Below are 22,830 nucleotides of genomic sequence, written 5' to 3'. Positions count from 1 at the left end.
CGCCAAACACAGGCGACGCCCCGCGACCTAGCTGATTCCATCATACCCACTTGGGCAAATCATTGCTCGCAAGTCGCAATGTTTATTGCGGATAACCCCAAAAGAGTACCGTGGACAGGCACAATAGCCGCTCGCTCCTATGCGGCATGCTCTGCTGCCCGAGTCATGCGGGACAGGCGAACCAGCAGCATAAAGCCAACGATCAGCAGCACGCCAATAGAAAGGACGCCCAGCGACGGGTTGCCGGTCAGCGAGGTAACGACCGACACTAGGAAGGTACCCATGACGCTTGCATAACGACCAAAGATGTCAAAGAAGCCGTAGTACTCGTTGGACTTTTCCTTGGGGATAATGCGACCAAAGTAGCTACGGCTGAGCGCCTGCACGCCGCCCTGGAACAGGCCGACCATAATGGCAAGCACCCAAAATTCAAAGGCGGTCTTTAGGAAGAACGCGGCGAACAGCACAATGCCCATGTAGGCGGCGACCGCCACCAGGATCATGTTGAGCGTGCCCACGCGTCCGGCGAGCTTGCCGTAGATGATGGCGGACGGAAAGGCCACGAACTGCGTAACGAGCAGCGCCAGCACCAGCTGCGTCGAATCGATGCCCAAGGCCGATCCGTAACTGGTGGCCATGGAAATGACCGTGTGCACACCGTCGATATAGAAGAAGAACGCGATCATGTAGACCAGCACGGTCTTGTTGTGGGCGATCTCGCGCATGGTGTGTCCGACCTCGGAGAACACACCACCCACGATGTGGCCGATGGTGTCCTCGGGACCGCGCTCGCGACCGTACTTTTGCTTATAGGTGCGAATGAGCGGCAGGGTAAAGATGAGCCACCAGGCACCAGTGATGATAAACGACAGACGCGTTGCCAGCATGGTGGGGACGCCAAGAGCGGGGCCACCCATGATGAGCGCCAGGCAGATGACGAACGGCACGGTGGAACCGATGTAGCCCCAGGCATAACCCGAGCTGGACACGGCGTCCATGCGCTCGTCGGTGGTAATGTCGGGCAGCATGGCGTCGTAGAACGTCATAGAAGAGTTAAGGCCGATGGTGCACAGCACGTACACGGTCAAAAATGCCATGGCGGACATTGGGATAGCCTGCGCCAGGCAAAGCACCAGGCCCGTGAGGAAGAAGCCCAAGAAGAACTTGATCTTGTTGCCAGCGTAGTCGGCAAGCGCGCCCAGAATGGGCATGAGCATGGCGATGACCAGCGAGGCGATCGTCTGCGCATTGCCCCAGGCGACCACCAGGTCGGCCGAGGAAGCGCCGGTATTGATGGCGTTAAAGTAAATGGGCACCACCGAGGTATTGAGCAGCACAAGGGCCGAATTGCCCACATCATACATAACCCAGTTACGCTCGAGCTTGGTGTATTTCATGGACAGGGACCCTTCGTATTCGCCCGATATGCAGTTAGTTCATCGTACCCCAATTGTCCAGAAGCACCGGTAAGGATTCGGCAAAGGGGCACGCACGGGCCCTATTCCTCGCGGTCGAACTCCTCATCGGCATTGAGCACGCGACCGCTGTAGTTGACGTGACTGGTCACGGCATCCATGTCACCGGTCTCGATAAAACGTGCGACCGTGCACTCGTAATCGACCAGCGCGCGATCAAAGACCTCGGGGAAACTCTCGTTCGAGACCTCGTCGGTAAAGGGATTCTTCCATGTCAGATGGCCCAGGTTACCGGTGCGCTCGGGCAGCTCCGTCGTCACGCGATGGGCAAGGCCGTCGAGCAGCGAGTAGTCGTGCACCAAGCCCTCAACCAGCGAGATCGCGCGCGTCTTTGCGGAGCCGGCCGGCTCAATCGCGCGGTAAAGTCGCTGCATATTGGCAACGGCAGCACCGTACTCCCCCGCCGGAATGTCAATGCCGTACACGCGTCCGGCAACATAGCTCATCAGCACGCCGGCCACGCGATTGATGCGATCGGTGGTGACGATCTCGCCCGCCGGCGGGTAATCGTCGACCGTAGCGCCGGCGCGTTTAAGCTGCAGCATCAGTACATCCAGGTCGCTCTCGATCACGGCATGAACTTGACTGCTCGAATCCTCAAGCTCTGAGTCGGATTCCACGATGCCAAACTGCTGCTCATAGACAAAGGGATGGGCGTTGCGGTCGAGCACGTAATGAGACAGCAGGCCCAGCGCAAAAGCGCGACCCAAGCTGGCGTCGCGCGGCAGCAGATGCGACACGCCGTCGCGCAGGCACGCGAACTGGCGAGACATGCGCGACCGATGCATGACCTGCGCCAGCAGCGTGCAGTCGGAAACACGCGGTGTCAGAATGTGAAAGAAAAACGGGTCGGGGCCTTGGTTGCCCAAGATAAAGGCAATGCGCTCTTCATCGGACGTGATGACGCCCTGCGGAAGACGGTCGATGCTTTCCTCGCCAAACAGATGATGGGTGATAAGCGCGGGCATAATGATCCTTTCGATTTCATTCGATGCCACCCATTATGCCCACCGCGCGCCCATGCCAAACCTGCGATGGTAAACGACGGCACGCAGACCGTCTACGCAAGCCCCAAGCGTGCTTTAACCTCGGCAGCGCGACGGCGGGACACGGGCACCGTCGAGCTCACGCGGTCAAGCCTGAGCTCCATCAACCCCGTGGAGCCAATCTCAACATTGTGCACGTCTTCCAAATTGACCAGATAGCTGCGATGAACGCGAATAAAGCCCTCGGAGACCAAGCGACGCTCGAGCGAAGAGATCGACTCATTGATCAGGTACGTTCCCTCGGCGCAGATGGCATTGCAAAAATCGGCGCGCGCCTCAAAGTAGCAGACGTCTGCGGCGGGAATGAACACCTTTTTGCCCCCGCGGTCCACCGTCAGACGCAAAGGCTGGCGCGGAGCGTGGATAACACGACGGGCACCCAAGGCTGTCTCGATCTTGTCGAGTGCCTTTGACAGGCGTGCGTCCTCGACCGGCTTGACGACATAGTCGACCGCATCGAGGTTATACGCATCGGCGGCAAACTCGGCAAACGCCGTCACAAACACAACCACCGGCGGCGTCTTTAGGTTCTGCAGCGTCTCGGCAAGCTCAATTCCCGAGCGACCGGGCATGGTAATGTCTAAAAACAGCACGTCGGGCTTGTTCGACAGAATCGACTCCACGGCTTCGGTGACATTGCCCGCCTCGGCAATCTGGCCCACACGCGTATCCCTTTCCAACAGATAGCGTAGCTCAGCCCTAATGGGAGGTTCGTCATCAACCACCAAGATGTTCCAGCCTTCGGACATATGTGCTTCCCCTCTTTTTCTCTCAATCCAACCGCGTGCTACGCCGTCAACGGCGCGGGCTCATGCGGCTCGCCGTTCAGCTCGACGATGACCTGCGTTCCCACGCCCTCCTGGGACTTCACGCGCATGCCGGAATCTTCTCCGTAAAAGAAATGGATGCGCTGAAGCACGTTGAAGAGCGCCAGGCCGCAACCTCGCTTGACGGAGCCGTCGGCGGTAATGCTCTCGGGCTCCTCTCGGCGATGTTGCTCAAACAGATGCGCGCAGACCTCTTCGCTCATACCGATGCCATCGTCCTCGACGATGATCTCCAAACCGTCATCGGTCTCGAAAGCCCTAACATGAATAGAAAGCGGCTCAGTCTCGCGCTGCGCGTGCTTGATGCAGTTTTCGAGCAACGGCTGCAAGATAAACGGCGGCACCATGCAATCGCGCACCTCAAAGTCGATATCGACCGAGACGCGCAGACGGCCGTCGCCATACCGGGCCTGCATAAGATTGATATAACGAGTACCCTGTTCCACCTCGTGCTCGAGCGTGGTGAGCGTATCGGAATCAGAAAGCGTCTGACGATAGTAGTTGGAGAAGTCGATCAGCAGCGATCGCGCCTTGTCGGGCTCGGTTCGAACGAGCGACACGATCGTGCTAATGGTATTGAATAGAAAATGAGGATCGACCTGCGATTGCAAGGCGCGCAGCTCCACGCGGGCCGTAAGCTCGTCCTGGCGCTCGAGCTCAAAGCTCGCAAGCTGCGTGGAAATGAGGTCGGCAAAGCCCGAGGCAAGCGCCGTCTGGCGCATATCGATGCTGCTCAGACGGGGATAATACAGCTCGAGCGTGCCCACGCAATGCCCGCGCACGGTAAGCGGTGCGACAATACCGGCGCGCAGGCGCGGAAAGTAGCCACCCGTCTCGGTCGAGGCATCGCGCGAGAACACGCTTTGCTCACCGCTGTTGATCACGTTGAGCGTAGTCCGCAGCACCACCGGGGTGCCCGCGGGGCATTTTGCCGAGTCCTCGCCCCAGCTTGCCAACACCTGCTTGCCGTCGGTAAAGCAGATGGCAGAGGCGATAGTTTCGGACAGGATAATCTTAGAGGCGCCCAGGGCAGCTTCGGGCGTAAGGCCGCGCGACGTGTAGGCGAATATTTTCGACGCGATGGCGAGCGTGCGGTCGGTAGCGCTCGATGTGAGGTCGTCGGGAACGACAAAGACGTACGAGAAGAAGAAGCACAGCATGACCAAGCCGGCAATGACGACAACGGCCGGAACGGGATTGGGATTATCGGTTAGATCCCAGATGAGCAGCAGGATAAGCAGCGGAACGACAATACCGAGCAAGATGGCTTGAACCACATGCTGAGCGGTACGAAAGACCTTGGTAGAGTTGTAGCTCTTGCCCAGAATCAGCCTATTGAGATCCACCGTCATCTCCTTCTTACTGACGCACCCCATAGCAATAAAGAGGGCCGCAAGCGACCCTCTCCATTGCATTATGCAATCAAATACTGTGTTTTACATCAAGTCATCGATGAACGGTAGCTTAGGCGCTGTACTTGTTTGCCTCGCCGAAGGTGCCAGCCTCGACAATCCAGCCGTCCTTCATGATGACGTCCATGTTGTCGGTGTTGAGCACGTGGATGTCGGCGGCGACGTCACCGTTGACGACCAGCAGGTCGGCGCACTTGCCGGCCTCGATGGAACCGGTCTCGTCCTCGATGTGGCACATCTTGGCACCGTTGAGGGTGGCACAGGTGATGGTCTCGACCGGGGTGAAGCCGATCTTGTCGACGAACTCGTACATCTCCTCGATGGAGCAGGTGCCGTACGGGGTGACGAAGGAGAAGGAATCGGAGCCGATCGTCATGACGACGCCGCGCTTCTTGGCCTCGCGCAGGCAGTCGTAGTTGCGCTGCAGCTCCTTCTCGACCAGGGTGCCCTCGTACTTGTCGTGCAGCTCGGGGACGTAGACGGGCGGATAGGTGGCGTACCAGGTGGGCAGGAAGGCGATCGTCGGGGTGAAGAAGGTACCCTGCTCGGCCATGAGGTCCATGGTGCGCTCATCGATATCGAAGCCGTGAATCAGCTGCTCGCAGCCAAAGCGAACGGAATCGTAGGCAGCGGCGTGGTTGTTGTAGCAGTGGCTCCACACGGGGATGCCGACCATCTTGGCCTCTTCGACCACGGCCTGGATCTCCTCGGAGCAATAGTGCTGGTCGCGACCGGAATCCCAGCGCCAGATGCCGCCACCGGTAGCCCAGATCTTGATGGCATCGGGGTTCTCGCGCAGGCGACGACGGACGGCCTTGCGCAGATCCCAAGGACCATCGACTTGGTCGCCCCAGGGGTGCGATTCCTTGTTGAGCTCCTGGGTGCAGTGGTGGGAGTCACCGTGACCGGCAACACGGCAGAAGCCGAGGCCGGTGGCCAGAACGCGCGGGCCCTTGAAGACGCCCTTGTCGATGCAGTCGCGAATCTGGATACCAAAGCGGCCGATCTCGCAGACGGTGGTGAGGCCGTGGGTGAGGCAGTCGTAGGCCTGCTTCACGGCGACGGCCTGCTTCTCGAGGAGCGGCTGCATGACCCAATCGGTATCATCGTCGGTCAGGTTGCCCGAGAAGTGCAGGTGGGTGTCGATCAGGCCGGGAAGGACAGTCTTGCCGGCGGCGTCGATAACCTCAACGCCCTCGGGAAGGTCCTGCATAGCACCGGCGTACTCGATCTTACCGTTGTCGTCGACGAGAACGAGGGAGTTCTCGACCGGCTCGGCACCGGTACCGTCGATGAGCTTGCCGCCAACGATTGCATACTTAGTGGACATGGTTCCTCCTTATGGATCCATATAGTGGGCGAGGCCGTGTTGGGTTAAGGCCTCACAAAGCTACCCAAGTGGCGCCGGGTTCGGCGCGCGGAAGAGAGGGTCCCGCGCACCTGATCCGCCCCGGCTCGGCGTTACTTTTTGCGGGAATTGGTGAAGGCCATGAGGGCCAGGCCAATAGCCAACCAGCCGATCACGATGCTCCACTCCACCATGTTGAGGGAGGCGGGAGAGAACGGAATCACGAGCAGGCCGATGATGATGGCGCAGGCAGCGATAGCGAGGCCGATGCCAAACTTGCCGCCGGGCACCTCGTAGGGACGAGGCAGGTCGGGCTCGGTGAAGCGCATGCGCAGACAAGCGAGGGCGACCATGCCGCAGGAGAAGATGAAGGCGAGAGCCGACACGTTGGTCAGAGGGATGAGCATGTTCTTGCCCAGGAACGGACCGACGACGGTGATGACGCCCAGAACGACGCAGGCGAGCTTGGGAGCGCCGGACTTGGGGTCGACCTCGGCGAACTGCTCGGGCAACTGGCCCTTGCGGCCCATGGCGAGCATGATGCGGCTCGTGGCGCCGTAGAAGGAGTTCATCGGGCCCATGGGTCCAAGCGTGGCGATGACGAGCATGGCCAGGTACAGAAGCATGTTGATGCCCTTGAGGCAGGCGAGCGCAGGAACCGGGCTCTTAACGAACTCATGCCAGTCGAGGATGGTGCCGAACGAGTAGATACAGACCATGTAGAAGCCGCCGGCGGCCAGCAGAGCCAGGGAGATGATCTTGCCGAACTTGTTCCAGTTGAGGCCCTCGGCTGCTTCCTCAGCCTGCTGAGGAATGGTGTCGAAGCCGGCGTAGAAGAACGGGGTCAGAACCAGGACCGACACGATGCCGGCGAACAGGCTGGCGCCCTCGGTAGCGGCCTTGCCGCCGCCAGCACCGGTGACCTGGGAGAACACGGGCATGGCGTTGTCCGGCGAACCGGTGAACAGCGAGACGCCCATGGCGAGCAGCATGCCGCAGAGCAGGGCCTTGGTCAGGAAGGCCTGGAGCTTGGCGGCCGAGCTGGCACCGCGGAAGTTAAGGAAGATGACGTAGACTGCAAAGCCGAGCGCGATCAGCGTCGGGAACAGGTAAACGTCGGCGCCCAGGATGGTGTAGAGCTTGACGGCGCGCAGCCACTCAAGACCGGGCAGGCTGCCGAACATCTCGGACACGAGGGTCGAAATGGCGATGGCCTCCCACGGGCACAGGATACCGTTGCCCAGGGCCAAAAGCCAACCGGTGATGTAGCTCAGCGTACGGCCAAAGCTACGATCGACATACTCGACGATGCCGCCCGAGATGGGGATAGCAGCCGTGAGCTCACCGAAAACAGCTCCGACGGGCACGAGGAAGATTGCACCCAAGAGGAATGCGATCATAGCGGGAACGGGACCGCCGCCCACGACCATCCAGTCGCCGACCTGCAGAACCCAACCGGTACCGATGATGGCACCGAAACCGATGGTGAAGAAGTTCCAGAGCGAAAGCGTTTTCTTCATGCCGCCGTTATCCTCGACTGCAACTTCTGCGTTCTTGTCCGCCATTGTTCCCCTCCTTTCCTTTTTGACGCCCCTTGACGTCACCCCTTGCGCGGTCTGTTTTGCCGCGCTCTTTTATTTCGTGGCTTTAAGATACGGCCTTGGCGCAGCAGCTCCGCTTGTAGCTCGACCGAAGGCAGAACTGCAAAACGAGCGGCGCCGTTTTTGGGACGAACGGCACGGTTTGCCGCTCATTGTTGCCGCCCGTCCGACGGGCGTACGCTCATCGGACGCATATAGAGATGTTTTTGAGGCCGTGTGTTTTGCGCCTTTCGTACCGTTTACCGAGCTTTTGACGCGCAGACCCATTTGTTGCACATCTTTTTTGTAGGATGGACAGGTTATACATGAGACAAGGCGGTACGAATGGCATACGGATACAACGACGGTGATCAACGGCGACAAAGCGTTCGCCTTGCTGGCCGTACCACGCCTACGCCCAGAAATGCCACGAGCAGCAATCCGCAACGCCTCCAAGAGCAACCCAGGCCTTCGTCTCGGCAGCAGTCAAGCAGAACACGGCAGAGTGGCCGTCTGAGCACGGGCACAAGCGCGCAGCAAGATAGCCGCTTGGGCGCGCGCACTCGACAGCGTCAGGCCGAGGTTCCGCAACTGCGCCGCAACGGCGCACGTCAGCCCGGCATCCATATCAACCGCTTCTTTTCGCATCCCCAAGGCGGACGCGACGGCAAGCCCTACCGCTCGGCATCGCACGCGAATGCCCCCGCCCTGCCGGCTCGTCGACTTCGCCTCGCACTGTGCTCTATCCTTACCTGTCTGGTCTTTGTGCTTATGAGCTCCTGTATGTCCCACGGGTCGGCCGGTCTCGAGCCCACCGCCGAGGACAAGCTGCTCAAGGCCCCCGTCGCACCCGGTTATTCTTTCGCCTTTTCGACCCCACGCTCGCAATGGCAAGCCGGCACGATGCCCCATATCTATCAGATCGACCCTGCGTGGTCGGAGCTGCCTTACGCCGGCGGCACCATCCGCCAAAATGCCTGCGGGCCCACGTGCCTCACCATGGTCTACATCTTTAAGACGGGACGCACCAATATGACCCCCGTCGATATGTGCGCGCTTTCCGAGGCGGGCAATTACGCCCCCACCGGCGCAACCGAATGGTCGTTTATGACGTGTGGCGCGTGGCAGTTGGGGCTTAACGGAACGGAGCTCCACAACGATCGCGACTCGATGACTCAGGCGCTGCGTTCGGGAGCACCCGTTATCGCCGCCGTTCGGCCGGGCACCTTTACCAGCGTTGGACACTACATTGTGCTTTACGGTATTGACGACGCCGACCAGATTGGAGTCTTCGATCCCAACTCGGCCAGCCGCAGCGCCCGCCGCTGGGGCGCCGTAGAGGTCCTTAACGAAGTCGAAGCCATGTGGGCCTACTACTAGTCATTGGGGACAGACTTAAATGAGTGGTCGTTAGGGACAGTCTTACGGACGCCGGCCGAGAGCAGACGAAAAGGGCCATCCCGAACTGCTTGGAACTGCCAGCACGGAAAGCGCATCCTGCTTTGGGGCCCAATAGCGGGGTGCGCTTTCCGTTAGCGGCCCGTTTGGGAAACTAGGGACCGCTTTTCGACAATAATCCGGGATGCATTTTCCGATTGAGGGCCTCAAGGGAAACCGCACCCCATGTTGGACGCTCATTCTGGGATGTGCTTTCCGCAGTTGATCGATGCGGCCTTTAAGGACTGTCCCAAGCTGCCGGCAGGAAAGGAACGTCCCCAAGTGCCGGGTTTCCGCAGCCTGCAATGCTCCTCATGAACAGCCGCCTCAATAACAAAAGCCCCCGCGGCCGAAGCGGACCGCGGGGGCAACAGACCTGCAAGAGTTAACTCAAGTCCTCGCCATTTGATGCAATGACCTTTTGGTACCAGCAGAAGCTGTCCTTTCGGTAGCGATCGAACGTGCCTTTGCCCATATCATCGGCATCAACATAAACAAAGCCATAGCGCTTCTTCATCTGCCCCGTCGAGGCCGACACCAAATCGATACAGCCCCACGGCGTGTATCCCATCAGGTCAACACCGTCCTCGACAATTGCATCGCGCAGCGCAAGAATATGCCTTCGCAGGTAATCAATATGATACGCATCGTGGACTTTGCCGTCTTCCAGCGCATCGAGTCCGCCCACACCGTTCTCGGCGATAAAGAGCGGAAGATGGTAACGATCGTGGTAGCCGGCAAGCGTCACGCGCAAACCCAGCGCATCGATCTGCCACTTCCAGGCAGTCTCTTTATCCTTGAGGTACGGATTGCGCAACGTCGGGAACACGTTGCCCTCCGCCTTCTCGGCGATCACCTGATCATCGGCGCACACCAAGCGCGAGCAATAGTACGAGAACGAGATGAAGTCGACCGTATGCTCTGCCAGATACTCCGTATCGCCCGGCTCAAAGGGCACGTGAACACCCTCTTTCTCGAGTGCACGCAGCTTCCAAGCAGGATAGGCGCCCGCAGCCATCACGTCTGTGTAGAAGTAGCGGCCGCGGTCCTCCTCATACGCAAGCCATACGTCCTCGGGCGCACAACGGTACGGATAGGTCGCACCGGCAGCGACCATGCAACCCACCTTGTTTGCGGGATCGATCTTGTGCAGAATCTCGACAGCGCGAGCGCTCGCCATAAACATATGGTGCGAGAACGCCGCAGTCACGGCTGCACGGTCACGCTCATCCTCGAGCGTGACACCCGCGTTGAGATAGGACAGCGCCACGCTGTTGATCTCGTTGAACGTAAGCCAATAACGCACGAGGCCCTGGTACGCGCGTCCGACGGTCTCGACGTAGTGCGCATACCGCTCGATCATCTCTCGGCTTTGCCAGCCACCATAGCGCTCGACCAGAGCCAACGGATAGTCGTAGTGCGACAGCGTCACAAGCGGCTCGATTCCATGCTCGCGCAGCGCCTCGAATACCTGACGGTAAAACTCCAAGCCCTCGCCGTTGGGCTCGGCCTCCATCCCTGTGGGAAAAATACGGCTCCAGCAAATTGAAAGACGCAGGCACTTAAAGCCCATCTCGGCAAAGAGCTCGACATCCTCGTGCCAATGATGGAAGAAGTCGTTGCCCCAGCGGCATGGATACAGCCTGTCCGGATCGTCCACGGGCTTTTGCCTGCCAAACATTACATCCCAGCGGTCGGAACCCTGTGGGATCAGGTCGGAGTGCGACATGCCGCGGCCGCCCTCGTTCCAGCCCCCTTCGGCCTGGTTGGCGGCGAGGGCACCACCCCACAAAAAGCCCTCGGGCATACCGGCGGCAGACGTTCTGTCAAAGTAACTCATGCTACTCAGCATCCTCGGCAGAAGCTGCCGCGGCGTTCTCCTGCTCCTGAGCCAGGAGCTGGTTATCGTACACCTTAAAGAACGGGTACCAGACCACAGCCATGACCACGATCAAAACGATCGTAAACACCCAGATGCGCGGGTCGAGGCACTGGACAAAGCCCTGAACGAAGATGGGGAACGTGCCGCTCACCAAGATGTAGAAGTTAGAGACAAGACCCAGTGAGACCGCACCCCAATACAGCAGGGCCGAGATCATGCCGCCTAGCACAAACGGAATCATGAGGATCGGGTTGAAGATGATGGGCGCGCCGAAGATCGCGGGCTCGGAGATACGGAAGAAGCTCGGCACGATCGATGCCCTGCCAAATGCCTTGAGCTGCTGCGACTTTGCCCTAAACGCGCAGAGCGCCACAAAAGAGAACGTATTACCCGTGCCGCCGATGAGGTTGATGGCCAACGACATGAGCACCGGGTGGAACTCAAGCGGCTGCCCGGCAGCATAGAGCGAGGCGTTGGCGGCAAAGGCGGCAAGCGAGACCGGGGCGGTGATGGGCATTACGATCATGTTGCCGTGGACGCCAAAGCACCAAAACAGCAGCGTCATGAAGCAGATAAGCAGTGCGCCGGGCACAGAGTCAACTGCGACGGAAAGCGGGGCAGCGAGCAGCTTCTCGATAACCGAGGGGATGGACAGCGCGGGATCGATCATCTGGATCAGCAGGTTGCCGCCAAAGAAGATGAGGATGTTGGCGAGCATAGGTACGATGGCGCCAAAGGTTTCGGACAAAAACGGCGGCACGCCATCGGGCATCTTGATGGTGATGCCCTTGGTCTGGCAGAAGCGCGTGACCTCGACGGAGACCAAGGCAACGATGATGGCGGTAAACAGGCCCTGCGCACCCAGATAGGTGCAGGGGACCGCCTGGAGCACGGACTCGTCAGCAAGCTGGTAGTAGGACGACGGCGCCGCGGCGATCAGGAACATCACCAGCGAGGTCATGCCGGCGTTAAGCTTGGGCATCTTGTAGGTGCCCGCCAGGTTATAGGCGATTGCGAACGTCACGATCACCGACAGTATGCCCATCGTCATATTGAAGGGGATGAGCAGCGTGAGCTTATTGGCCGTCGCAAAATCGAGCCAAGGGCCAAAGACGGACCAGAACCCGCCCTGCGCCACCAGGTCGGCCGTGACCGGCGGGTTGGCGAGGATCATAAAGACGGCAGATACCAAAATGAAGCTGATCGCGCTCATAAAGCCCTTTTGCATGGAGGCAAAGTGGCGCTCGGTGCCGCAGAAATTGGCGATAGGGGTCAGTTTTTCCTGAAGCAGGGTCATGAACTTCTCCATGGTCGCCTCCTAACCCAACAGCGACTGGGCGAGTGCCAGCACGTTGGCGGCGTTGCCCATGCCGTAGTCCTGTGCGGGGATGACCGCGATCGGCTTACCGCTCCCCTGCTTGACGGTGTTGAGCTGGTAGGACACCTGCGGCCCCAAGAGCAGCACGTCATAATTGGCGCACGTCTCCTGATACTCGCCGATACCCACCGCATCGATATCGAGCTCGATGCCGTTTTGCTCCGCATATTTCTCGAGTTTCTTCATCAGAATGCTTGTAGACAGACCAGCTGCGCAAACAAGAAGGATCTTCATAAGGGATTCCCTTCGCATTGATTGGTTGGATAGTCACCGCACGCCGCTAGGCGTTCTTGGTTGCAGTGCACTCATACAGGCAGATCAGCTCCTGCACGAGCTCCTGAGCAAGCATGGAGCACATGAGGTGGTCCTGAGCATGGACCAGCAACACATCCACCGACAGATGCTCGCCCGCTGCCTCAGTCGAAAGCAGCTGCGTTTGGATGTGGTGAGCCTTGATTCCCGCATCCTTTGACTGCTTCATGAGTTTAGCGGCGGCGTCAAAATCCCCCGCTTTTGCCTTTTCAAGGGCTTCGAAGGCAAGGCTGCGTGCCTCTCCCGCTGCAGCGACCAGCTGAAACGAAACCATCTCGGTTCCCTGATCGTCCATAACGGTCTCCTCTCCCGTGATGTTTGGTTTGTACTTGAATATTCGAAACGCCTATCTCCCGCCCGCAATCCTCGAGGTTTATTGCAGGTAGACAGACAGGGTTATCGACAAAAGAAGTCTTAAGCCGTATGCGCTTGCACAAGCGCCATCAGCTCATGCCAGGACCGGCGCTCGCGTAGGCGCTCGACCCCCTGGCGGTCCATAAAGATCTCGGCGAGCAGTGAGCTCAAGATCCGCGCCTCATCGCCGCCCGACCGGGCAAACGACACCATAAAGACGATATCGACCTCATGGCCGTATTCGTCCCAAAGAATGGGATGTTCGAGCAGGCCCACGGTAACAAAGGCCTCGGCGCTCAAGGGATGCATCCCATGGGGCATGGCTACCCCATTGCCAAACGAGGTGGCACTTGCGCTCTCGCGCTCGGCGACCTCTTGGGCAAACTGGGCATCGACACGGCCGCTCTCGACGGCGCGCTCGGAGAGATATCGGAGAACGGCCTGCTTCGACGACGCCTCAACGCGGTTGAAGAACAGGGCACGGCTAAAGAAAGAGCTTACGGAGTCCGATTGCGCAGCGTCATCACTCAGCACCTTGCGGATAGCGTTGACATCGCTCGTCTCCAAGAAGAAATCGGCCTCGCGGACGGGCACGGGCAACTTGACGTTGAGCGGCACCGTTGTGAACACGTAGTCTATGTGCGAAAAGTCGAGCGTTCCCACGCGGGCGACGTCGCATGTCTCAATCGACTCGATATACATACCAAACTGCTTGCGGTACTGGTGCTCGAGCATACGGGCGCTTCCCGCTCCCGAGGCGCACACGATCAGGATACGTTTGCGACGCGGCTGGTCGGCTTGCTGCTCGAGGGCCAGGGCAAATGCCATGGCGATGTAGCCGAGCTCCTCATCAGAGGGCTGGCTGCCAAAATGACGCTCGAGTACCTGCGAGGTGCCGGCCGCCATCGAATAGGCCAACGGAAACCTCGTCTTGATATCGGGCAGCATGGGGTTATCCATATGCATGTGATATTCAAGGCGATAGCCCAGAGGGCCAATATGCCGAGCAAGGTTCATGCGAAGTTCAAGATCGCTGCTAAAGTCAAACCTAAACTCATCGTTGACCGCACATACCATCTCGGAAGCGATCTCCCACATCTCGTCCGAGATAACGGCCGAGCCCTTCTCGGGCACGCCCGTGCCCCTGCCGAGCAAATGGATTGCGATAAAGGCAACCTCTTCTCGGGGCATGCTCACGCCCAGGGCATCCTTGATGTTTGCGGCAATCTGGAAAGCCGCAGCGTATTCGCGCGTTCCCTCCAGCTTTAAAACGTCCGATTCTGCAGCCGGGACATAGCAGCCCTGCTCGATGCGGCCAAGAGCGATGTAAAGATGCATGATGAGATTGCGGAATGCCAGCGAGCTCACCGTGACGGGCGAGGCAGTCAGGGCATCGTCCACACATGCGGCGATGGCCCGCAGGCGCTCGGCGAGCTCTGCATCGTCGGTGTCGGGCAACACGGGCCTCACCAGTGAGGCCAGACACAGACGCCGTTGCGACTCCCCACCCGCAACGCGGATTCCGTAGCGAGGGCGCTTTTCGAGCATCAAGTCAAATTGGGCGAGTTTCTGCTCTACCAGACGCATGTCATTGGACAGAGTTCGCGCCGAAACGTAGAGTAAATCCGCATACTCCTCAATCGTCACCCACTGGGACCGCATGAGAAGGTCGTTAAGAAGGAAGGACGCACGGCCGTCGCGTGTATCAGGAATGCCCGGATGGGCCAGAGCCGCACCGTCTAGCAAGCGAGCAAGCTCATCTGCATGTGCAACATCGATACGATATTGCCCTTTGCTGCCAACGATGCGTGCAACCCCCGCAAGCTTGTCGTTTGCGCGATGGATATAGTTTCTCACGGCGCGCTCGCTTACCTCGAGACGCTTGGCAAGCACCGCGACAGCGACAGGCTGAGCGTCCTCGATCATATTTACAAGCTGCTTGACGCGAGCAACCATGTCCTCCTCCTTTCCCTGCGTCTAGTCTAACGCGGTAAAGAATGACACTCCACGTCGCGCTCGTTCCGCCAACGCGGAACAGGTTGCGGGGAGTCCAGCTGAACTTATAGGGAGCACGGAGAGAGGGCCCGAAAGCAATGCGTCGGTGTGAGATGCGCTTTCCGCAGTCATTGGGGACAGATTTAAATTAGTAGTCATTGAGGACGTTCTTGTTTGACTAGTCGTTTAAGAACGTCCCCAATGACTACCCTCCCATCGGGGACTAGGTAAATAGCAAAAGCCCCGCAGTCGGAGCGGACTGCGGGGCTCATGAAGAGAGGCTAGTCTGTGGGCGCTTTGCCTGGCGCCCACGGGAGAGGCAACGGAGTAGGGACTACTCGTGGATGCGGGTACCGGAGAGGCCGGCCATGGTCTCGGCGGCCTTGTCCAGGGCGCCGATGATGCAGGTGCGGCCCTTGCGGGAACGGGCGAACTTGATGGCGGCGCGGACCTTGGGCTCCATGGAACCCTTGCCGAACTGGCCCTCGTCGGCCAGGCGCTCGGCCTCGTCGGCGGTGAGGTCCTCGAGCTCCTCCTGGTTGGGCTTGCCGAAGTTGATGGCGACATGCTCAACGGCGGTCAGCAGGAACAGGACGTCGGCGTCGCAGTCCTCGGCCAGCAGCTCGCCGCCCAGGTCCTTGTCGATGACGGCGGGAACGCCCTTGTAGCAGCCCTTGTTCTCGTAGTCGCGGACGACGGGGATGCCGCCGCCACCGCAGGCGATGACGATGAACTCGTTGTCGAGCAGGTTGAGGATGGAGTCAGCCTCGACGATCTTCTTGGGATCGGGGGAGGCGACGACGCGACGCCAGCCGCGGCCGGAGTCCTCGACGAAGACCTTGGAGGGATCCTCGGCCATGAACTCCTTGGCCTGCTCCTCGGTGTAGAAGGGGCCGATCGGCTTGGTCGGGTTCTTGAACGCGGGATCATCCGGATCGCACTCGATCTGGGTGACGACGGTGGCGGCGTGCCAACGCTTATAGCGCTTGTGCATCTCGCGGCCGATGCCCTGCTGCAGGTGATAACCAATGTAGCCCTGGGACATGGCGCCGCACTCGGGCAGCGGCATCTCGGGGGTACCGATGGCATCGTGGGCAGCGGCGAAGGCGTTCTGGATCATGCCGACCTGCGGGCCGTTGCCGTGGGTGATGATGATCTCGTTACCCTGTTCGATAAGACCAAGGAGAGCGTGGGCGGTGTTGCTCACGGCCTCGATCTGCTCGACGGGGTTGTTGCCGAGGGCGTTGCCGCCAAGGGCGACGACAATACGATCGGGCTTGCCAAGAGGCTTAGACATTGCTGGAATCCTTTCTGTAAAAGGCCTACAACCCATTAATAACCCGCGTCCGTGCGTTACGCGAGTTTATTAAGGTTTATATTCTCTTTATCGCTCATTTTATTCATTTTGAAAATAGCGGAACGGTGAACGGTCGTTTTTATCCGCTCAGCGTAAAGAACCCCAGCTCACGCATATCTACGCCATTTACGTGCAACTTTATTTAAATGCAGCGAGGATTATGTCGGATTATGCAAACTACATCTCTGCTAAACACAAAACGGACAGCGCAATATCTTACTCGCACTATACGAGATTCTATGCACTTATAAGTTGAGTATGCACCCCTGCAAAAACATGGGGCTTTTCATCCAACATAAGGGATAGCCGATCGCGCTTCACCCCGCGGCAAGCGACTGCGAGTTCGCAGTATGGAACTTTACCGTCGGCTTCTGCATGAACGCTACCGACGCCCTTTCGCTCCTGCGCGCCCAAGCAGCCGAGAACGCTAACGGCGCCACTGTCAACCTGGCCACCCTCAACAACGGCGCCGCCAGCCTTTTCGCAAAGTACCGTGCTGGCTCGCTGGCTTTGAGGCCTAAGTGAGCTTTGCTATTTGCCAATTTTTGTATGATTTTGGTCAAATCTATTTGTCAATTTTTGTATGATTAGGGGCAAATCTATTTGCCAATTTTTGTCAATGAGGTGTTTTAATGCTACGCCGCAAAGTCACTGATAGGCTTTTGAGCTGGAAGAATAACTCCCATAAGGCCCTGCTTGTTACCGGTGCGCGTCAGATTGGCAAGAGCTATGCGATTCGCGCGTTTGGAAAGAGCAACTACGCTTCGTATTATGAGGTCAATCTGCTACTCGATGCCGAGGCAAGAGACGTACTTGTTGGCGCTAAGAACTCCATTGACTTCATCAACCGTGTGGCCCTTCTTGCGGATGCACCGCTTGTTGAAGGAGACACGCTTATCTTCGTCGATGAGATTCAGGAGTATCCGCAGATCGTTACACTTATGAAGGCGCTGGTCGAGGACGGACGCTTTAGCTATGTCTTCTCGGGGTCTATGCTTGGGACTGAGTTTAAGGGGATCTCTTCTTTTCCGGTGGGGTATGTCGAGCACATTGTTATGCGACCGATGGATTTTGAAGAGTTCTGTTGGGCAAACAGCATCAGCGAGAATGTGCTTGCAGGCATTCGCAGCTGCCTTGTCGAGAGACGTCCCGTCGAAAACTATATTCATGAGGCGATGCTCAAAAACTTTAGAGCCTATATCGTTTGCGGCGGCATGCCAGAGGTCGTTCAGAACTATATCGATTCGGGCTATTCGCTCGTGAGAACGCGTGAGCTTCAAATTCAGCTAGTCGATCAGTACAAAAGCGATATCTCTAAATATGCATCGACTCGAGCGTTTAACGTTCGCTCCATTTTCGAGCAAATTCCCGTTCAGCTTGAGGCGGAGTCCCATCGCTTTATCGTCTCGTCTCTAGGCGAGGGAGCTCGTCTTCAAAAATACGAGCAGGATTTCCTATGGCTGGTGAACGCAGGCGTTGGATTGATGGTCCCCCAGGTGACGGAGGCCCGGAGTCCTCTTAAGAGGACAGAGAAGGCAGCCGCCTTCAAACTATACGAGTCCGATACAGGAATGCTCGCATCGCGATATCCCGGTAGCACGGCACGCGCTGTATATCTAGATATGAAAACCCCCAACCTCGGCGGTCTCTATGAAAACGTGGTCGCGCAGGAGCTTGTTGCCCTCGGAGCAGATACGTGGTACTACCAAACACGTGAGGTCGGTGAAGTCGACTTTGTAATCGAAGGCGCCCGAGGACATGTTGTCCCAATCGAAGTCAAATCGGGCAAGAAAGTTCGAGCACATGCGGCCCTCGATCGCCTGATGAGTGTGGGCGAGTACAAGATTCCCGAGGCCGTTGTGCTGAGCCACGAAAACCTTAGCGAAGAGGGCAAGATCCTGTACGTTCCAATCTATATGACATTCTGCCTCGATGAGTTTATGGAAAAGGACGACCCCAACAACGATTTCTCATTTGCACCCATATCTCTCTAGATCATCTGAACCAACAACCAAGCCCCCTCCATAACCAAAGTAACGCGTGGTTTCGCGGCCGCGCCGCGAAACAGCGACGGGGACAAAAGGCCCCCACAACCACGTCCCTCATGCAGCCCCACAATCCGAGGACATAGTCGTAGCAGGATCTGAGGGCTGACCTTCGCGGACACTCCGCAGGACGAAAGAATCCCCGCCGCACGTAGTGCGCAGCGGGGGTTCTTTCATGTCCGAGGACGTCCGCGAAGGTCAGCCCTCAGATCCTGCGGTGGGAGACCTAGGCCTCGTTGTACACCGTCTTGAGCTTCAGCAGGTGAGCGTAGCGGTCCATAGCGGCCTGCTCATTCTCCTTGAAGAGCTCCTCGGCGCGCTCGGGGAAGGATCGCGTCAGCGAAGCGTAACGGGCCTCGTTCATCAGGAACTCCTGATAACCGCCCGCGGGCTCCTTGGAATCGAGCGAGAACTTCTTGCCGGCAGCAGCCTCGGGGTTGAAGCGGAAGAGGTTCCAGTAACCGCACTCGACAGCCTTCTTCATCTCGGCCTGGCAGTTCTGCATGCCGCCCTTCTTGATGGAGTGCATCTCGCAGGGGCTGTAGCCGATGATGAGGGACGGGCCGTCGTAGGCCTCGGCCTCGTGAATGGCCTTGAGGGTCTGAGCCGGGTTGGCGCCCATGGCGACCTGCGCCACGTAGACGTAGCCGTAGCTCATGGCGATCTCGGCCAGGGACTTCTTCTTGGTCACCTTACCGGCAGCGGCGAACTGAGCGACCTGGCCCAGGTTCGAGGCCTTGGAGGCCTGACCGCCGGTGTTGGAGTAGACCTCGGTGTCGAAGACGAAGACGTTGACGTTGTGGCCGGAAGCCAGGACGTGGTCCAGGCCACCGAAGCCGATATCGTAGGCCCAGCCGTCGCCGCCGAAGATCCAGAAGGATTTCTTGGTGAGGTAAGCCTTGTCGGCGAGGATCGCCTTGGAAGCGTCGCAGCCGCACTTCTCGAGCTCGGCAACGTAGGCAGCGGCAGCGGTCTTGGAGGCCTCGGCGTCGTTGACGGAGTCGATCCAAGCCTGGCCGGCAGCCTTGAGCTCATCGGACGGACCATCGGCAGCGATGATGTCCTGGGTAGCGGCGATCAGCTTGTGCTGGACGGCCTCGTAACCGACGGCCATGCCCAGACCGTGCTCGGCATTGTCCTCGAACAGGGAGTTGTTCCACGCCGGGCCGTGACCGTCCTTGTCCTTGCAGTAAGGAGCGGTGGCAGCGGGGTTGCCCCAAATGGAGGAGCAGCCGGTGGCGTTGGAAATGAACATGCGGTCGCCGGCGACCTGGGTCACCAGACGTGCATAGGCGGTCTCGGCGCAGCCGGCGCAGGAGCCGGAGAACTCCAGGTAGGGCTGCTTAAACTGGCTGCCCTTGACGTTGGCCGCGATGAGCTCCTTCTTCTCGGAGACGTTCTCGACCATGTAGTCCCAAACGGGCTGCTGGCCCATCTCCTGCTCGGTGGGAACCATCTCGAGGGCGCCCTTGGGGCAAACCTTGACGCAGTTGGTGCAACCCATGCAGTCGAGCGGAGACACGGCCATGGTGAACTTCATGCCCTTGGCCTTGGGGCCCATGGCGTCGAGCGTGCGGGTAGCCTCGGGCGCGGCGGCAGCCTCGTCCTCGGTCATCGCAAACGGGCGGATGGTGGCATGCGGGCACACGTAGGCGCACTGGTTGCACTGGATGCACTTGGTCTCGTCCCAGTGGGGAACGACCACGGCGACGCCGCGCTTCTCGTATGCGGAGGCGCCCAGCTCAAACTGGCCGTCGGCGCAATCGACGAAGGCGGAAACGGGCAGGCTGTCGCCGTCCATGCGATCGATGGGCTCGAGCAGGTTCTTGACCTGCTGGGCGATAGCGGACTTGGTCTCCTCGGAGAGTTCGACGGGAGCGGCATCCTCGGCGGTAGCCCAGTCGGCCGGAACCTCGAACTTACGGAAGGCGGTAGCACCGGCATCGATGGCCTTGTGGTTGGCGTCGACGATAGCCTGGCCCTTCTTCATGTAGGACTTGGTGGCCGCGTCCTTCATGTACTGCAGGGCGTCCTCGGCGGGCAGGACCTTGGCCAGCGCGAAGAAGGCGGACTGGAGCACCGTGTTGGTGCGCTTGCCCATGCCGACCTTGGCGGCCAGGTCGATAGCGTCGATCAGGTAGACGTTGACGTTGTTGTTCGCGATGTAGCGCTTGGCCACGGCGGGCATGTGCTCGGCGAACTCCTCGTCGCTCCACTGGCAGTTGACCAGGAAGGTGCCACCCGGCTTGACGTCGCGGACCATCTTGAAGCCCTTGACGATGTAGCTGGGGTTGTGGCAGGCGACAAAGTCGGCCTTGGTCACGTAGTACGGCGAACGGATCGGGGAATCACCAAAGCGCAGGTGCGAGACGGTGACGCCGCCGGTCTTCTTGGAGTCGTACTGGAAGTAGGCCTGGACGTACTTGTCGGTGTGGTCGCCGATGATCTTGATCGAGTTCTTGTTGGCGCCGACGGTACCGTCGCCACCCAGACCCCAGAACTTGCACTCGATGGTGCCGGGAGCTGCGGTGTTGGGCGCATCCTCGGCCTCGGGCAGGCTCAGGTTGGTCACGTCATCGACAATGCCGATGGTGAACTCGCGCTTGGGCTCGTCCTTCTTGAGCTCCTCGAAGACAGCGAACGCGGACGCGGGAGGCGTATCCTTGCTGCCCAGGCCATAACGGCCGCCGACGACCTTGATGCCCGTCTTGCCGGCCTCGTAGAGAGCGGAGACGACGTCCTGGTAGAGCGGCTCGCCGATGGAACCCGGCTCCTTGGTGCGGTCCATGACGGCGATCTTCTGGACGGTCTCGGGGAGAACGTCGACGAAGTGCTTGATGGAGAACGGACGGAACAGGCGAACCTTGACCAGGCCGACCTTCTCGCCGTGAGCGTTGAGGTAGTCGATGACTTCCTCAAGCACGTCGCAGAAGGAGCCCATGCACACGACGACGCGGTCGGCATCGGGAGCGCCGTAGTAGTTGAACAGGCCGTAATCGGTGCCGAGCTTCTCGTTGATCTTCTTCATGTAGCCCTCGACGACGGCGGGAAGCTCGTCGTAGACCTTGTTGCAGGCCTCGCGGTTCTGGAAGAAGATGTCGCCGTTCTCGTGGCTACCGCGGGTATGCGGGTGCTCAGGGTTGAGCGCGTGATCGCGGAAAGCCTGGACGGCGTCCATGTCGCACATCTCGGCCAGATCCTTGTAGTCCCACATGGCGACCTTCTGGATCTCGTGGCTGGTGCGGAAGCCGTCGAAGAAGTTAAGGAACGGGGTCTTACCCTCGATGGCGGCAAGGTGAGCCACCGGCGAGAGGTCCATGACCTCCTGGACGTTGCCCTCGGCGAGCATGGCGAAGCCGGTCTGACGACAGGCCATGACGTCGGAGTGATCGCCAAAAATGTTCAGGGCGTGGGAAGCGACGCAACGCGCGGAGACGTGGAAGACGCCCGGGAGCTGCTCGCCCGCGATCTTGTACATGTTCGGGATCATCAGGAGCAGGCCCTGGGAAGCCGTGTAGGTGGTGGTCAGAGCACCGGCGCCCAACGAACCGTGAACGGTACCGGCTGCACCTGCCTCGGACTCCATCTCGACGACCTTGACCGGGGTGCCGAAGATGTTCTTGCGACCCTGGGCCGCCCACTGGTCGACATGGTCGGCCATCGGGCTGGACGGCGTAATGGGATAGATTCCCGCTACCTCGGTGTACGCATACGAAACATATGCGGCCGCCTCGTTGCCGTCCATAGACTTAAACTTACGCGCCATATACCCCTCTCCTCTCATATAGGTATACAGGCCCCGGCGATCGCCGGGATGTTGGCGTGATGGGATTTTCGCTGTTGCTTCCAATCATCTGGCAGGCAGGCTCAGCAGCAGGTACATAGCGTGGAGAGAAGGCATGCCGAGGCGAGGAGGGCTGCACGCGCTCCACAAGCCCAGCTACCCGTCTTGAACATGACCGAGCGCCGCAAAGGCCGCATGCCGGATGCTCCCGGGCACGCCCCGGCGATGGGAAGCGCCCGCAACGGAAATCCGCATGCGGGTTTATTGTACCCCGCCGTCAAGTGTAATTTCGGCAAATATAGGCGGGCGGTAAAGGTTTACCTTGGGTGACTGCCAAGGGCCAAAATGGCCTCTCCATCCCCAGGCGACCGGCTCTGGCGCGCCGAGGAGTGTCCCCAAGTGCCGGCAGAGACGATATGAGCAGGACATAAAAACATTGAGAGCCCCTGCTGCATGAAAGACCGCGGATTAGGCCGACAATGGTGAGTGTCTAATTCAGCCGCGGCGGCCACGCCGCATTCATGGAAGGGGCTCCCATGCTCGATACTACCACCTTCGTCGGCCTCGACGTCCACGCCCGCTCGATAAAGGCAGTCTC

16 protein-coding genes are annotated in these 22,830 nt (G+C 59.3%); 3 read left to right on the top strand and 13 right to left on the bottom strand.

The features are described 5' to 3' along the window. Window positions 1-137: 137 nt before the first annotated feature. From I2H19_RS02785 to I2H19_RS02760, 6 genes are all read right to left on the bottom strand, one after another. On the bottom strand, window positions 138-1,397 hold the full coding sequence (locus I2H19_RS02785; RefSeq protein ID WP_006235159.1) for an MFS transporter: 1,260 nt from the start codon (window positions 1,395-1,397) through the stop codon (window positions 138-140). A 101-nt stretch (window positions 1,398-1,498) separates the two neighbouring features. Beyond that, on the bottom strand, window positions 1,499-2,443 hold the full coding sequence (locus I2H19_RS02780) for a zinc dependent phospholipase C family protein (protein WP_148332786.1): 945 nt from the start codon (window positions 2,441-2,443) through the stop codon (window positions 1,499-1,501). 92 nt (window positions 2,444-2,535) lie between these two features. Then, a complete protein-coding gene (locus I2H19_RS02775) occupies window positions 2,536-3,270 on the bottom strand; it encodes a LytR/AlgR family response regulator transcription factor (RefSeq protein WP_195621113.1) in 735 nt (244 codons plus the stop codon). Between the two features lie 38 nt (window positions 3,271-3,308). Continuing rightward, entirely contained in the window at window positions 3,309-4,700 is a 1,392-nt protein-coding gene (locus I2H19_RS02770; RefSeq protein ID WP_226790488.1) for a sensor histidine kinase, read from the bottom strand. Between the two features lie 112 nt (window positions 4,701-4,812). Next, window positions 4,813-6,090, bottom strand: coding sequence for a metal-dependent hydrolase family protein (locus I2H19_RS02765; protein ID WP_117655955.1), 1,278 nt, complete (start codon window positions 6,088-6,090; stop codon window positions 4,813-4,815). A 131-nt stretch (window positions 6,091-6,221) separates the two neighbouring features. Continuing rightward, window positions 6,222-7,673, bottom strand: coding sequence for an APC family permease (locus I2H19_RS02760; RefSeq protein ID WP_195621112.1), 1,452 nt, complete (start codon window positions 7,671-7,673; stop codon window positions 6,222-6,224). 564 nt (window positions 7,674-8,237) lie between these two features. On the opposite strand from I2H19_RS02760, the gene I2H19_RS09915 reads away from it, so the two are divergent. Then, the gene (locus I2H19_RS09915; RefSeq protein WP_229089751.1) at window positions 8,238-9,068 is read left to right on the top strand and encodes a C39 family peptidase; all 831 of its coding nucleotides are present in this window, start codon (window positions 8,238-8,240) and stop codon (window positions 9,066-9,068) included. A 442-nt stretch (window positions 9,069-9,510) separates the two neighbouring features. Here I2H19_RS09915 and I2H19_RS02750 read toward each other — a convergent pair whose 3' ends face one another. The 6 genes from I2H19_RS02750 to arcC all read right to left on the bottom strand — a co-directional run bounded on the left by I2H19_RS02750 (window position 9,511) and on the right by arcC (window position 16,343). Beyond that, window positions 9,511-10,965 carry a family 1 glycosylhydrolase gene (locus I2H19_RS02750; protein WP_267489792.1) on the bottom strand — a complete coding sequence of 485 codons (1,455 nt, stop codon included), beginning with the start codon at window positions 10,963-10,965 and terminating at the stop codon, window positions 9,511-9,513. Window position 10,966: 1 nt separating this feature from the next. Continuing rightward, complete coding sequence (locus I2H19_RS02745) at window positions 10,967-12,316, bottom strand: PTS sugar transporter subunit IIC (protein ID WP_117776361.1); 1,350 nt, start codon at window positions 12,314-12,316, stop codon at window positions 10,967-10,969. A 9-nt stretch (window positions 12,317-12,325) separates the two neighbouring features. Next, window positions 12,326-12,619 (bottom strand): PTS sugar transporter subunit IIB, encoded by a 294-nt coding sequence (locus I2H19_RS02740; protein ID WP_195621111.1) that lies wholly within the window; start codon window positions 12,617-12,619, stop codon window positions 12,326-12,328. 46 nt (window positions 12,620-12,665) lie between these two features. Next, the gene (locus tag I2H19_RS02735) at window positions 12,666-12,992 is read right to left on the bottom strand and encodes a PTS lactose/cellobiose transporter subunit IIA (protein ID WP_117648559.1); all 327 of its coding nucleotides are present in this window, start codon (window positions 12,990-12,992) and stop codon (window positions 12,666-12,668) included. Window positions 12,993-13,111: 119 nt separating this feature from the next. Then, window positions 13,112-15,007 (bottom strand): BglG family transcription antiterminator, encoded by a 1,896-nt coding sequence (locus I2H19_RS02730; protein ID WP_195621110.1) that lies wholly within the window; start codon window positions 15,005-15,007, stop codon window positions 13,112-13,114. A gap of 373 nt (window positions 15,008-15,380) precedes the next feature. Further along, window positions 15,381-16,343 (bottom strand): carbamate kinase, encoded by a 963-nt coding sequence (gene arcC, locus I2H19_RS02725; protein ID WP_006235166.1) that lies wholly within the window; start codon window positions 16,341-16,343, stop codon window positions 15,381-15,383. Between the two features lie 435 nt (window positions 16,344-16,778). Here arcC and I2H19_RS02720 point away from each other — a divergent pair, with 435 nt between their 5' ends. Further along, the gene (locus I2H19_RS02720; RefSeq protein WP_158549138.1) at window positions 16,779-16,928 is read left to right on the top strand and encodes a hypothetical protein; all 150 of its coding nucleotides are present in this window, start codon (window positions 16,779-16,781) and stop codon (window positions 16,926-16,928) included. A 107-nt stretch (window positions 16,929-17,035) separates the two neighbouring features. Further along, window positions 17,036-18,397, top strand: a complete 1,362-nt coding sequence (locus tag I2H19_RS02715; protein ID WP_195621108.1) for an ATP-binding protein — start codon at window positions 17,036-17,038, stop codon at window positions 18,395-18,397. Window positions 18,398-18,674: 277 nt separating this feature from the next. Here the strand turns inward: I2H19_RS02715 and nifJ are convergent, their stop codons facing one another. After that, a complete protein-coding gene (gene nifJ / locus I2H19_RS02710) occupies window positions 18,675-22,214 on the bottom strand; it encodes a pyruvate:ferredoxin (flavodoxin) oxidoreductase (protein ID WP_195621106.1) in 3,540 nt (1,179 codons plus the stop codon). Window positions 22,215-22,830 lie beyond the last annotated feature (616 nt).

The organism is Collinsella aerofaciens, from assembly GCF_015560135.1.
GTDB lineage: Bacteria > Actinomycetota > Coriobacteriia > Coriobacteriales > Coriobacteriaceae > Collinsella > Collinsella aerofaciens_AN.
This window is presented reverse-complemented; position numbering and strand designations above follow the sequence as displayed.